This window comes from Paenibacillus tyrphae, assembly GCF_000722545.1.
Lineage (GTDB): Bacteria > Bacillota > Bacilli > Paenibacillales > NBRC-103111 > Paenibacillus_G > Paenibacillus_G tyrfis.
Map to the genome: position 1 here is coordinate 48,852 of NZ_JNVM01000021.1, position 12,844 is coordinate 61,695.

10 protein-coding genes are annotated in these 12,844 nt (G+C 55.6%); 6 read left to right on the forward strand and 4 right to left on the reverse strand.

Translation table 11 applies throughout. The features are described 5' to 3' along the window. Window positions 1–3 precede the first annotated feature (3 nt). Entirely contained in the window at window positions 4–153 is a 150-nt protein-coding gene (locus tag ET33_RS39325) for a hypothetical protein (RefSeq protein WP_167336445.1), read from the forward strand. A 55-nt stretch (window positions 154–208) separates the two neighbouring features. Here ET33_RS39325 and ET33_RS24195 read toward each other — a convergent pair whose 3' ends face one another. The 3 genes from ET33_RS24195 to ET33_RS24205 all read right to left on the reverse strand — a co-directional run bounded on the left by ET33_RS24195 (window position 209) and on the right by ET33_RS24205 (window position 2,656). After that, a complete protein-coding gene (locus ET33_RS24195) occupies window positions 209–724 on the reverse strand; it encodes a hypothetical protein (RefSeq protein ID WP_036687945.1) in 516 nt (171 codons plus the stop codon). 98 nt (window positions 725–822) lie between these two features. Next, window positions 823–1,455: a TetR family transcriptional regulator gene (locus tag ET33_RS24200; RefSeq protein WP_036687949.1), complete on the reverse strand. Its 633-nt coding sequence runs from the start codon at window positions 1,453–1,455 to the stop codon at window positions 823–825. 193 nt (window positions 1,456–1,648) lie between these two features. Continuing rightward, window positions 1,649–2,656 carry a threonine/serine exporter family protein gene (locus tag ET33_RS24205; RefSeq protein WP_051775570.1) on the reverse strand — a complete coding sequence of 336 codons (1,008 nt, stop codon included), beginning with the start codon at window positions 2,654–2,656 and terminating at the stop codon, window positions 1,649–1,651. A 392-nt stretch (window positions 2,657–3,048) separates the two neighbouring features. On the opposite strand from ET33_RS24205, the gene ET33_RS24210 reads away from it, so the two are divergent. Continuing rightward, complete coding sequence (locus tag ET33_RS24210) at window positions 3,049–4,857, forward strand: fibronectin type III domain-containing protein (protein WP_036687954.1); 1,809 nt, start codon at window positions 3,049–3,051, stop codon at window positions 4,855–4,857. Between the two features lie 76 nt (window positions 4,858–4,933). Here ET33_RS24210 and helD read toward each other — a convergent pair whose 3' ends face one another. Beyond that, window positions 4,934–7,282, reverse strand: a complete 2,349-nt coding sequence (gene helD, locus ET33_RS24215) for an RNA polymerase recycling motor HelD (protein WP_036688438.1) — start codon at window positions 7,280–7,282, stop codon at window positions 4,934–4,936. Between the two features lie 439 nt (window positions 7,283–7,721). Between helD and ET33_RS24220 the strand changes: the two genes are divergently transcribed. The 4 genes from ET33_RS24220 (at window position 7,722) to ET33_RS24235 (ending at window position 12,742) form a co-directional block, all read left to right on the forward strand. Beyond that, on the forward strand, window positions 7,722–9,974 hold the full coding sequence (locus ET33_RS24220; protein WP_036687957.1) for a putative bifunctional diguanylate cyclase/phosphodiesterase: 2,253 nt from the start codon (window positions 7,722–7,724) through the stop codon (window positions 9,972–9,974). 24 nt (window positions 9,975–9,998) lie between these two features. Beyond that, the gene (locus tag ET33_RS24225) at window positions 9,999–11,645 is read left to right on the forward strand and encodes a thiamine pyrophosphate-binding protein (RefSeq protein ID WP_036687961.1); all 1,647 of its coding nucleotides are present in this window, start codon (window positions 9,999–10,001) and stop codon (window positions 11,643–11,645) included. 39 nt (window positions 11,646–11,684) lie between these two features. Beyond that, complete coding sequence (locus tag ET33_RS24230) at window positions 11,685–12,095, forward strand: carboxymuconolactone decarboxylase family protein (protein WP_036687966.1); 411 nt, start codon at window positions 11,685–11,687, stop codon at window positions 12,093–12,095. A 158-nt stretch (window positions 12,096–12,253) separates the two neighbouring features. After that, a complete protein-coding gene (locus ET33_RS24235) occupies window positions 12,254–12,742 on the forward strand; it encodes a hypothetical protein (RefSeq protein ID WP_036687969.1) in 489 nt (162 codons plus the stop codon). Window positions 12,743–12,844 lie beyond the last annotated feature (102 nt).

The window sequence follows — 12,844 nt, forward strand, 5'->3', positions numbered from 1 at the left end:
CACATGTTTGCGGTGGGGGACTGCGTCATCTTTATCCCGGATGGGGCGAGGGGAACGGTGATCGCCGTCAACGGGTCGTTCTGTCACATCGTTTGGGAGGATTGGTTCACGAGCTGGGAGAAAGCCGAGGAGCTGCGGAAAGAAGAAGAATGAAGCATCAGATATGGGTCGATCTACGGAGGAAGAGAAGGAGCTTTCCTTCTCTTTTTTACTTGGGCAGCGTTTTATAAATGATATTCCCGTCTTTATTTTTGGCTTGAATATCAATCGGTTCTCTAATATCCTCCGACAAACTGTAGAACATTTTCTCATGATTATATTGTATTATTTTTAGGTCTTGTGATTTAGTTCCATTTACCTTAAGAGATTCGATCGCATCGTTCAATCTCCCAGATAATAGAAAATAATTTAACTGCGGGTTCTTAGAAATTTGCCAATCAACAATCTTTTCATTCAAGGGTGCATTTACAAACGATGTGGAAGTAAGAACTTTATTGTTCTTTAGTAGAAAAATGTGAGTTTTTTGCATTTTATCAGTACAGACAACAACTTCAAATTTATCTTCCGGATATGTCTGAAGAGAGTCTTTGTCAAAGGTTACGTTAGTGTTAACATAGGCGGCAATAATATCGAATTTATCGTTCTGGTTGAAATTTAAATACAGTATGGTAACGATGCCCACGAATAGTAAGCCCCAAATAATCCAAGCTTTTCTTTTATTCATGTGCCCTCCTAAAAGATCGTTCGAACCAGAGCAGTCTTTTGTTTGCTTTAGTTACCTAGACACTTTTATTTACGGTCCCCGGTTACAACCTGAAGGCCTTACTGGGGATCGCCGTCCTTCAGAATAGCTTTGTCGAACAGGCTTATCAGTTCGGCGCTGTAGGACTCCAAGTTGATTTTACCGGAAATGCCTGAAGTCATCGTATATTCCCCGATCGCTCCCCGGATCGCGGTTGCCATGACTTGAACGTTGAACTCGCGGAATTCACCCTTCATTTGCCCGTCAAGCAATAGCTGTTGAAGCTCGAGGACAAGCGGCTCCTCTTCGTCGTCGCCCAGCTTGTAATATGGAACGTTATCCGGCGTCCGGGCATGAAAAACAATCTCGATTAACGCCGTGTTGTGCTTGGGACGGGTGCCCTGGTAACCGAGGCTGGCTGCGATGTAGGCGTGCAGCTTTTCCCGGGGAGTTGCCGCAGCCCGTGTTTTTGTCAATACGTAGGAGGCGGTGTCGGCGACCAGCATCATCAGCATCTGGTCCATCAGATCGGTTTTGTCCTTAAAATGGTAAGAGATTAAAGCGGTGCTGATTCCGGCTCGTTTGGCGATCTGAGCGAGACTCGCATGAACATATCCGATTTCGTCCAGTGTCGAGATGGCCGCTTCGATGATCTGCGCACGTCTGGCCTCGGCAATGAACGTTTGCTTTTCGTCCGCTTTTTTATCACTCATTGGTTTTCTCCTTCGGTGGTTTTACGAATTTACCGGCTCCGGATGCCGGCAAGCGCCATCAGAGGGACTGTAACCAATCATACCAGCGAAGCCTGACATCGTCCAATGCATCGTTGCGGTAAAGCCGGCCTTGCTCGAAAGATGACGGCGTCTTCTGCCGCACGGATCGGCATGACTATGCTCATACGCTTTCCTACGACTCGATTCTACGCGTTTTGCGAGCAGCCAACATCAGCAATACGATCGCGCCCAAGGAAAAAATGATGTTGCCGATCCGGTCGATCGGACCCGTGTTGCCGACGAAGGTCGCACATACGAACCCGCCCCAGACGTAGGTGAGCAGCGTACCGCCGGTCAGGGCGAACCGATGGCGCGCTCCCCAACCCGCTTGGCCGGACCATAGCGTAACGGCAACCGCCATTGCGGCGATGAGCCCTGTCTTCACCGCGACGTGCTGCCAATTCCCGCCGAGGAGGAAGAAGAGGCCGGACGCGATGAACGCAGCCACGCCGACCAGCCACGGATTCGGAGCCGGGCGGTCGGATGTCCTGCGCGGCAGCCGCCGGACGGCAAAGGCGGCCCCGACCAAGCCGAGCACTACGGCAATCGAGACGGCAAACTGCGGCATGGATGGGAGAAAGCGCTGCGAGTTCACCGCCCACAGGAAGACGATCGCACCGCCCAAAAGGTACAGCACGCCGGTAACCGTCAGGCCGATTCGACCCAGCCAGGGCGTCTTCCTCCGGTCGGGCACGAGCATCTCGACGATGGCGATCGGCACGCTAATACTCCAAACCGCATGTCCTACGCAGAAGGCTAAGGCATTCGAAACGCTGATACCAAGAGCGGGAACGTACGTAGCGTCCCCGAAGTCGTAACCCTCGAACGACGCATTGAAAAGCGAGTGGTCGAACAGCGCCGGCTCGGCCACGCCGTAAGCCAACGCAAGCAGCAGGATGGTCGGCCAGCCGCGCCCGGTGCGGCGCACGACCTCCCGGATGAGGAGCGCGCCGCCGCCGTACATCGGAGAGAGGAGCAGCAGGGCCATGGGCTCCTTGATCGAAATGCTGCCGAGCAAGTACTCCCCGACCAGCGGAGCAAGGAGGAACAGCCCGAGAGCGGGGGCGATGCGTAACCAAAAGCTTCGGCGCCGATCCACCCCGTTCTCCGGCGGTATTTTGAGTGAAAGCTCGTTTTCCATTGGGATTCCTCCTTATATTGAATGACTGATTGTTTGATCAAAAATATGATTGTTTGATCAAATTATAGCTTTCGGGTGAAATCATGTCAAATGGCGAAGCGAAAAAGCCGTGAAGATGGACTCCATGCTGTCGAACGGGGGAGGCAGGTAAAGTTGAAAATGAAAATAGGCTGTAACCCCATGAAAAAAGAGAAGGAGCGTCGCGCATCCTTCTCTTTTTTTGCACAATTTTATCCCCTAAAAAATGGAATGTATCCCTTACTGCCCTGCCGAAGCCATGGTTAAATGAGAGTACGAGCCCAGTTCGAAAGGGGGTGAACCTGCCGCAGTCGTCGTCGTTTGATGGAGGATGTTCCGGTAGTTTTTATCCATATTTCAGGAGGGATTGATGAATGAGCTTTGCGCAAATCGCGCTTCGGCGCACGTTTAGGAAAGCGTTTTCGTTGACCATAATCGCTGTGCTCCTGCTTAGTCTGATTCCGGCGATGGCGCTCGGCGCGGCCGAGTGGCAGCCGAACACCGCCTACAAAGCGGGCGACGTAGTTACCTACTCAGGACAGACGTACACCTGCTTGCAACCGCATACATCACTGACCGGCTGGGAGCCGCCGAACGTCCCGGCCTTGTGGAAGGCCGGCGGCAGCGGCGGAACGGATACGCAGCCGCCGACCGCTCCGTCCGGCTTGAAGGCGACCGGCAAAACGTCCAACAGCGTGACCCTCGCGTGGAATGCTTCGACGGATAACGTAGGCGTCACCGGCTACGACGTGTACAACGGGTCTGCGGTCGCGGCGAGCGTGACGGGAACGACCGCCACGATTGGCGGGCTGTCGGCGAACACGGCGTATACGTTTACGGTGAAAGCGAAGGACGCAGCAGGCAACGTGTCTGCTGCAAGCCAAGCGGTCACTGTGACGACGGACCCGGCGTCCGGCGATACGCAGCCGCCGACGGCACCGACGAATCTAACCGTTACCGGGAAAACGTCGTCCAGCATCTCGCTGTCCTGGACGGCTTCCACGGATAACGTGGGCGTCACCGGTTATACGGTGGAGTACGGCTCCGGCAGCCTGAGCGTCGCGGGTACTACGGCGACGGTAGCCGGGCTTGCTGCCGATACGACGTATACGTTTACCGTGAAGGCGAAGGACGCAGCCGGCAACGTCTCGGCCGGAGCGAGCGTGCAAGGGAAGACCGAACCGGCGCCGTCCGGAGGCGGGGGCAAGATCGTCGTTGGCTACTGGCACAACTTCGATAACGGTTCCTCGGTGCTCAAGCTGCGGGACGTCTCGAATAAATACGACGTGATCAACGTCGCTTTTGCCGAGCCGGTTTCTCCGGGCAGCGGTACGATTGCCTTTACGCCATTCAATGCGACGGTGGACGAATTCAAAGCGGATGTCGCGTATTTGAAGAGCCAAGGTAAAAAGGTGCTGATCTCCCTGGGCGGCGCCAATGGCACGGTTACGCTGACCGATGCGACGAAGAAGCAGCAATTTATCAGCACGATGACTTCGATTATCCAGACGTACGGTTTCGACGGGATCGATATCGACCTGGAAGGCAGCTCGGTCGCGCTGAACGGCAGCGATACGGACTTCAAAAACCCGACCACGCCGGGAATCGTGAACCTGATCGACGCGGTCCGCACGCTCAGCGGCACGTTCGGCAGCGGCTTCGTGCTGACGATGGCGCCGGAGACGGCGTACGTGCAAGGCGGGATGGGCGCTTACGGCGGTCCTTGGGGCGCGTATCTGCCGATCATCCATGCGCTGCGCGACAAGCTGACGTATATTCATGTTCAGCATTACAACAGCGGCTCGATGACGGGGCTTGACGGCCGCTCTTACGCTCAAGGCACGGCCGACTTCCACGTCGCCATGGCCGAGATGCTGCTGAAGGGCTTCCCTGTCAATAACAATGCGAACAACGTATTCCCGGCCCTGCGTCCGGAGCAGGTCGCCATCGGCGTACCTGCGGTGCCGAGCGCGGCGGGAGGCGGATATACATCGGCGGCCGAGGTGCAGAGGGCGATCACGTATCTCGTCAAGGGCACGTCGTTCGGCGGCAGCTACAAGCTGCAAAACCCGGCCGGCTATCCCGGCTTCAAAGGACTGATGACTTGGTCCATCAACTGGGATGCGGCAAGCGGCTACGGCTTTGTCAACAGCCACCGTCCTTTCTTGGACGGCTTGAAATAACGTAACTTAAAAAAGCCTCCGGCTCCTATGGACTCAGCATCCATAGGCTCGCCGGAGGCTTTATTCGTGCGACCGATCAATGACCGGCGGTATAAGTGTCGGGGGAAGCGCCGTCCAGAAACGGGCTCCGACGGCCGATATGGTACACGTACAGCTCGTGCATCGCCCGCGTGCAGGCCGTGTAGAACAGCTTGCGCTCGGCTTCCCGGCCGTATTGCTCCATCGAGGCGTTGTAGATGACGACCGCGTCGAACTCGACGCCCTTGGCCAAGTACGACGGGATCACCAGCACGCCGGGCTCGAAGGAGGCTGTCTCCGTCCCGACGAGGCGAAGCGGGACCCCTGCGGCTTGCAGCGCATCGTAAGCTTCCCGGCTCTCCGCCGCCGTCTTGCAGATGACGCCGATCGTCTTGTGGCCGTCCGCCAGCAGGACCTGGATGCGCCCGGCGACCTTGGTGCCCAGATCGGCCCGATCCGCCGCTTCCGTGACGACCGGCAGGCTGCCGCCGCGGTTGAACGGCTCGATAGCCGTGCCGTCCGCCAGCAGGCCGCGGGTGAATTCGACGATCTCCCGCGTCGAGCGGTAGCTTCGCGTCAGCACGTTCGTCTCCGTATGCTCCGGTCCGTATAGCGAGGTCAGCGGCGCGAAGCCGTCCGTATTGGCGGAGGCGTGCGCGTAGATGGCTTGGTTCCAGTCGCCGAGCACGGTCATTTTGCTGCGCGGGAACAGCCGCCGGATGAATGCGAATTGGAACGGCGTGTAGTCCTGTCCTTCGTCGATGAAGACGTGGCGGACCGTGTTGTTCGTCTGGAAGCCCTCGATCCGCTCTTTCAAGTACAAGTACGGCGCCCCGTCCTCGCTGGCCAGCTCGCCGCGCTCCAGCTTCTCCGCCGTCTGCTTGCATATATCCTCCCAATGCGGCGGCAGGCCGTCTTCGGGCGCGAGGTCCGCGAAGCGTCCCGGCTCGGCGAACAGCTGCCGGTACACGGCGGGGATGTCGATGAATTTGAGCCGCTTGGCGCTCACGCGGAGCGGCTTGAAATGTTCTTGGACGACCATGACGGACAGCAGCTCCTGCTCGCGCTGGAAGTCGTTGAACGTGTCTTCGGCATACTGTTTTTTGCGCTGCAATTGATGGTAGGCTTGCAGGTACGCTTCCTTGTCGAGCAGCTCGATCTCGTCCTCGACCCACGGCTTGGATCGCTCCCGCCGCCCCAGCCGCCTCAGCTCCTTCAGCAGCCATTCGGAGGTCAGGATCATCCGGTTCGGAATCGGCAGCGCCGGATCGAGGCTGTAGAAATAGTCTGCGATCTGTCCGCCCGCGACGATAGGCTCCCCGCGGAAGCTCACGTCCTTGAATAGCAGACCTTCTCTGCCGAGCCGCTCCGCATACCGCTCCAGCATATGCATGAAGGAAGTGCCCGCTTTGAACAAAATCCCTTCGATTCGCGCGTCATAGCCGGAGTCTCCGGCCGTCGTCAGCGTGTATTCCGCTTGCTCGAACGGGTCTTCCACCCGGAACGTATCGCCGAGACGGTGCTCCAAATATTCCTGGAACGTCGTCTGCTGCATGTTTTCCTCTCCGAGCTCGGGCAGCACGGTAGAGACGTAGCTGTTGAACATCGGATTGGGCGAGAAGAGCACGATCTGCTCCGCGCTCAGCGTTTCCCGGTACCGGTACAGGAGGTACGCGACCCGCTGCAGGGCGGCCGACGTTTTGCCGCTGCCCGCCGCGCCTTGCACGATCAGCAGCCGGCTGCGCTCGTTGCGGATGATCCGGTTCTGCTCCTTCTGTATCGTGGCGACGATGCTCTTCATCTGGGCATCCGAATGCTTGCCGAGCACTTCCTGAAGCAGCTCGTCGCCGATGGTGACGCCGGTGTCGAACAAGCTGCGGATGACCGCGTCGCGAATAATATATTGCCGCTTCAGCTCCATCTCACCGGAGATGAGGCCGCCGGGTGTCTCATACTGCGCCGGCCCCGGCGGGTAGTCGTAGTAAAGGCTTGATACGGGAGCGCGCCAGTCGTAGATCAGGAACTGCTCGCCGCTCTCGTCCAGGAACGATCCGATGCCCAAGTACACGGCTTCGGCACGCTGCTCCCCGTCTTCCAGAAAATCGATGCGCCCGAAATACGGGGTCGTCTGCAATCGTTTCAGCTTCGTCAGTTGCTTCTGGGCGTGCCGGTGGCTGTGCTCGCGGCCGGTGAGCACCTCCGCTTGCTGCTTCAAGCTTGCGTACGTTTCTGCGACTTCGTCGGGAGCGTCCAGATTGACGGTCACATCGTCCCAAAAATGCTTGCGGATATCGACGATATCCGACCTCAGCTCGCCGACCTCCCGCTGGAGGGTATCGATGCGCTTGCCGATGTCCCGGGTTACCCGTTCGACCCGCTCCTGCTCTTCCTGCCACGCTTGCTGCATGTTAACCACGTTACCGCCCCTTTTTTCAAAAGATTTGACAAATCGCCGATGCATGTGTTAATATGATAGTGGGTAAATTTAAAGAGTGGAACCACAATATAGGTGGCGACCAATCTCCATTTTAGCATGGATCTGCATGCAATTCAATAGAAGTACATCATCGCACGCTAACAAACGGAGACGCACATGACGCCTCCGTTTTTTTGTTGCAGTCCCCCGCGCACCGCCAAGACGGAGAACCAGCCCGAACAAGGCAAGCGGCGAGGTGCCGTACCTTCCGCTTTCGCTAAGCCACTTCAACGCGCCATCAGAATAAAGCGAACATGAAAGTTAGTTTCCCTATTCACTATCGCCGCTCTTGTGGCGAAGTATACTATATACATATCGTTGTACAAGGGAATCGCACATTCCTTATGTCACGTTGGAAGAGGGTGGGGGTATGTCGCTAAGTAACTACATTATGGAGTCCAAGTCATTTTGTGATCATGCGGGGATGAATCCGAAAGAGATTCCGTTTCCCAGAGTCGTGATGACGCCGAAAGAGCTGGAGGACAAGCGTCAGGACTACGAGGAAATCTTGTCCGTCGTCCAGTTTTTTGGAAACAAAATTTTGGATTCGATGAAGGGCACGCCGATCTTGTTGTCGGTTGCCGACGCACGGGGATTCATCCTGCATATGATGGGGGATGAAACCATCAAGAACATGATCAATCAGCTCGGCATCCGCACCGGCATTCAATTCTCCGAGGAAGTCATGGGCACCAATGTGGTGAACCTCTCTTTGAAGCACAGCGGCTACGCCATCCAATTGATCGGCCCCGATCATTACCACGAATACCTGCATCAAACCGCCTGCTACGCCGTAGCTTTTCATTATACCGATGCCAACAATCTGCTCGGAAGCCTCATCATTATGACGGCGCTCGAATATCAGAATCCGCTGATGGTGACCATGCTGTCCACCACCGTGGACTCGATCGAGAGGGAGCTGATGCTTCGCAAGCAGAACCGCAAGCTGGACATTATGAATCAGATTCTGATGGACAATACGCGCAACGGCATTATTATCACCGATAAAGAGGGGGAAATTACGGATTTTAATCACTTTGCTCAAGATCTTACAGGTCTGTTTAAAGAGCAAACGCTAGGGAGGTCGGTGCTGTGTCTTGAACCCATGGGGCAATACATCTACGATGTGATCCGCCACGGGAAAAAGTACGAAGATATTCAAATCAGCTTCGAGCGCAAGGGGAGCGGGACGCGCACGGTGTGCCTGTTCGACGCGTTCCCGATCTATGACGAGTACAAACGGCTCATTGGCGCCTTCGGCCAGTTCCGGAACATTACGGACCGGTACGAGGCGGAGGAGAAATACAATTATTTGGCCAACCACGACGATCTGACCAAGCTGCCCAACCGCAGGTACTACAAGCAAGTGCTTGTCCCTCTGCTGGAGCGGGCGAAGCGGGGGCTGCATCCGTCCGGTATCGCCATTATGTATCTGGATCTCGACCGCTTCAAGCTGGTCAATGACACGTTGGGGCATTCCAACGGAGATCTGCTGCTCAAGCAAATTGCCGAGCGGCTGACAAGCAGTCTCGAGGCGACGGATCTGGTGGCACGCATGGGCGGCGACGAATTTATGTTCCTGTTTCCGATCGTGACGGACGAGCAGCAGGTCGTCCATCGGGCCGAACGAATTCTGAGCCTGTTCCAGCATCCGTTCAACATGAACGGGTACGAGTTTCATATTACGGCCAGTATCGGCATCGCGTTCTACCCAGACGACGGTCTCGACATCGAGATGCTGATGATTCATGCGGATACGGCGATGTACCGGGCGAAGCAGCGCGGCAAAAATCAATATGTCATTTATTCCGACGACATGCAGACGAAGTCCCATGAGAAGATCAAGATGGAAACGTCGCTGCGCCGCGCGATCGACAATAACGAATTCGTGCTGTATTACCAGCCGCAAATCGATATCAAAAGCGGAGATATCAAGGGTGCCGAGGCGTTGATCCGCTGGATGCACCCCGAGCGCGGGCTTGTGTCTCCCTATGAATTCATTCCGTTAGCCGAAGAAACTGGACTTATTATCCAGATGGATCAATGGGTGCTGCGCACCGCTTGTATGCAGAACAAGAGCTGGCAGGAAAAAGGACTGCCGCCGATGCGCGTCGCCGTGAACTTGTCCTCCCAGCAATTTTCCAAAGAATATTTGGCCGAGACGGTCAAAGGTATTTTGGAAGAGACCGGGCTTGAGCCGAAGTTCCTTGAGCTGGAAATAACCGAAACGATGACGATGGATGTGGAGCATACGATTCCGACGCTGCGGCAGCTGCATGGTCTCGGGGTCCAGATCAGCATTGACGATTTCGGAACGGGGTACAGCTCGCTCAATTATTTGAAAAAGTTTTCGATCGACCGCCTGAAGATCGATCAGTCGTTCGTGCGGGATATTATGACGAATTCCCACGATTCGGACATCGTCGGCACCATCATCGCGATGGCGCACAATCTGGGGCTGGAGGTTATTGCGGAAGGCGTCGAAGAGAAAGACCAGCTCCGTTTCCTGCAGTACCAAAAATGCAACGAAGTGCAAGGGTACTACTTCAGCGAGCCGATCCCGGCAGAGAAGTTCGAGCTGCATTTTCAGGAGCTGCAGGAGAAGGTCAAAAGAAAATATTGATGTCTTCAAAAAAAGGGGATCACCATGAAAACTGTGGCTCAATTATTAGTGGAGCATTTGATTCGATGGGGCGTTACTCATGTATTCGGCATCCCAGGAAAGCCGGTGACGCCTCTGGTCATGGAGATGGACCGGCAGGGCATCGCCTTCGTGCTGAGCAAGCATGAAGGCGGTGCAGGATTCGCAGCGGCGGGCTACGCCTTCGAAGGCGGGCGGCTTGGCGCGGCGCTGGGCACGGCGGGGCCGGGCGGCATCAACATGCTGACCGCTGCAGGACAAGCGAAGGCGACGGGGGTTCCCGTCCTGTTCTTGACTGGGCAGCCACCGATCAAAGAGATCGGCAAGGTGCTCGGGCAGGACAGCACGCTGTTCGGCACCGACCTCGTCAAGATGTTCGAGCCGGTGACGAAATTCAGCGCGCGCATCGAGCGCGGCGAGCTGCTGGAGACGTACCTGCGCCATGCGATCGAACAAGCCTGCACCGGGGTGAAAGGCCCCGTCCATCTCTCCATCCCCTTGGACGTTCTGACAGAGGAAGTCCGACCTTTTCAAATTCCGCTGCCGACGCATTATCCGGCCCTTCTTTCCGCTAACCTCGATCAAGTGATCGAATGGCTTGATGCGGCAAGGCATCCGGTGCTGTTCGTGGGCGGCGGCGTGCACGCTTGCCGGGCTTACGAAGAGCTCCAGCAGTTGGCCGAACGATGGAGCATTCCCGTGATGACGATGCCGGGAGGCAAGGGTGCGTTCGTATCCGGGCATCCGCTGTCGCTCGGACCGTTCGGTCTTGGCGGCAACGAGACGTCCAAAGCCTATATGAGCGAAGGCGTCGACGTGATGATGGTCGTGGGCAGCCAGCTCAGCGACTTGGAGCTGCCCGGACTGACGCCGGACATGTACCCGCAGCGGATGATCCATTTCGACTACGAGCCGACGTTTATCGGCAAGGCGGTGCCCGTGCCGGTGCTCCCGGTGCTTGGAGACTTGAAGCGCAATCTTCAGGAGCTGCTACGGTTGACGGATGGCCGTCGGGTAGAGCTGACAAGCTCGTATGCCGAGGTTGCAGCCGCGTCGGAACCGGCCGCCGAAGCGGAGGAGCCGGCGGAGAGCCGGTGGCTGACCGGACGGCAGACGATGCGTGTCTTGCGATCGGCGCTGCCGAAGGAGGCCATGGTGTACGGCGATGCGGGCAGCCATTCCTTTTATGCGGTGAAGCACTTTGACATCGAAGTGCCGGGGACGTTCTACTTCGAAGAAGTGTATGCGACGATGGGCCGCGCTATCGGGTACGCCGTCGGCGCCCAGCTCGCGGAGCCGGACAAAACGATCGTCTGCCTGACCGGGGACGGATGCCTGTTCATGAACGGCACGGAAATATCGACGGCGGTAAATGCCGGCGCTCCGGTCATTTTCGTTGTGATGAATAACAGCAGTCTGGATATGGTGGAGAAAGGGATGGCCCGGCATCTGGGCCGCGCGATCGGGACGAATTATACGGTGCCGGTGCACGCCGCCAAGTTCGGGGAAGCGATGGGAGCGGAAGCGTTCCGCTGCTCGACCGAGGCCGAGCTGTATGCTGCGGTGACGCAGGCACTGGCGATGAGGCGTACGGCCGTGATCGAAGTGATGGCCGACCCGCTGGAAATTCCACCGACGATGGCGCGCGGGTAACCGGAGAGGGTCATGAATACATAAGCAGAGGTGAGTGCGATGGGAAGCGAAGACCGGTTGACGAATGCCGAGCGGTATGAACGGGGCATGAAGACGTTAGTGGAGATGGTTGGAGAAGAAGGGGCGCAGACGATCGGGAATATCGGCGCTTTTTTTCCGGATATGGCACATCAGATCGTATCCTTCGGATTCGGCGATTTGTATTCGCGCAAGACGCTGGACCTGAAGCAGCGGGAGATTATTACGATCACCTCGCTCATCACGCAGGGGGCGACGGAGCAACTGCCGTTCCATGTGCATGCAGCGTTGAACGTCGGCTTGACACCGGAGGAAATTTTGGAGATCGTCCTGCACTGTGCAGGCTACGCCGGGTTCCCAAAAGCATGCGGAGCCTTGAATGTGGTCAGCGAAGTGTTCAAAGCACGGAACATTACGCCGGTTACGGCGTAGAAACAAACAGCAACGGCCCAAGCGCGCGAAATTTGGAAAGGCGCAGCTTGGGCCTTTTTTTGCAAGTAAGGGTTTCCGCGATTTTGGTGAAATTACTCACATCATAGAGGATTTTGACAAAAATTGTAGAGTCCTTATGTTCCAGAATGAGGTGAAATATGAGAACTAATTCCAAGATGAAACAGTACCTTGATTCTTTGATGAAGAATAACAGAATAAATAACTTCACAATTGATTTAATTAAAATTGAGAGTATTATATTTCCAAAATTTTTTGAGTGGGATGGTTGTGTTCTCCTAAGTCAAGGAAGAAATTATGAACTATCGAGCCACTTTTTACCGAATCAGTTTATGCCTGATAGAACAGCATTTGAAGCTGATTATAACCATATTCACTTAAATGATATTTTTGACGAGGGTGTTCATCCTGATGTAATCTTACACATCGGAATAAAGATACTCGAAGTCTGGGCGGCTGTTCTCTATAGGCAATACAACGGTCGTAGGAAGTTTATGCTACTACTCTCTTATGACGGTGAAGAGGTCGTTTTACGTTTCTATGCTGTTAGGGAGAAGGAAGTACCGTGGCTTGATACATCTAAACTAGAATCATATTTAGACGGATTAATGCTTATTGAAGGCGGCTAATCTTACGTTGGTATAACATTTACCGCGGGGAAAGAATATATTTTTAAGTTTTCAAAAGAAATAACATTTTATGGCCGCAAACGAGACTAACTCCTTGTTTGG

Coding starts and splice junctions, on each gene's coding strand:
- ET33_RS24210 (WP_036687954.1), top strand. CDS start 3,049: ATGAGCTTTGCGCAAATCGCGCTTCGGCGCACGTTTAGGAAAGCGTTT.
- ET33_RS24205 (WP_051775570.1), bottom strand. CDS start 2,656: ATGGAAAACGAGCTTTCACTCAAAATACCGCCGGAGAACGGGGTGGAT.
- ET33_RS24220 (WP_036687957.1), top strand. CDS start 7,722: ATGTCGCTAAGTAACTACATTATGGAGTCCAAGTCATTTTGTGATCAT.
- ET33_RS24195 (WP_036687945.1), bottom strand. CDS start 724: ATGAATAAAAGAAAAGCTTGGATTATTTGGGGCTTACTATTCGTGGGC.
- ET33_RS24225 (WP_036687961.1), top strand. CDS start 9,999: ATGAAAACTGTGGCTCAATTATTAGTGGAGCATTTGATTCGATGGGGC.
- helD (WP_036688438.1), bottom strand. CDS start 7,282: ATGCAGCAAGCGTGGCAGGAAGAGCAGGAGCGGGTCGAACGGGTAACC.
- ET33_RS24200 (WP_036687949.1), bottom strand. CDS start 1,455: ATGAGTGATAAAAAAGCGGACGAAAAGCAAACGTTCATTGCCGAGGCC.
- ET33_RS24230 (WP_036687966.1), top strand. CDS start 11,685: ATGGGAAGCGAAGACCGGTTGACGAATGCCGAGCGGTATGAACGGGGC.
- ET33_RS24235 (WP_036687969.1), top strand. CDS start 12,254: ATGAGAACTAATTCCAAGATGAAACAGTACCTTGATTCTTTGATGAAG.
- ET33_RS39325 (WP_167336445.1), top strand. CDS start 4: ATGTTTGCGGTGGGGGACTGCGTCATCTTTATCCCGGATGGGGCGAGG.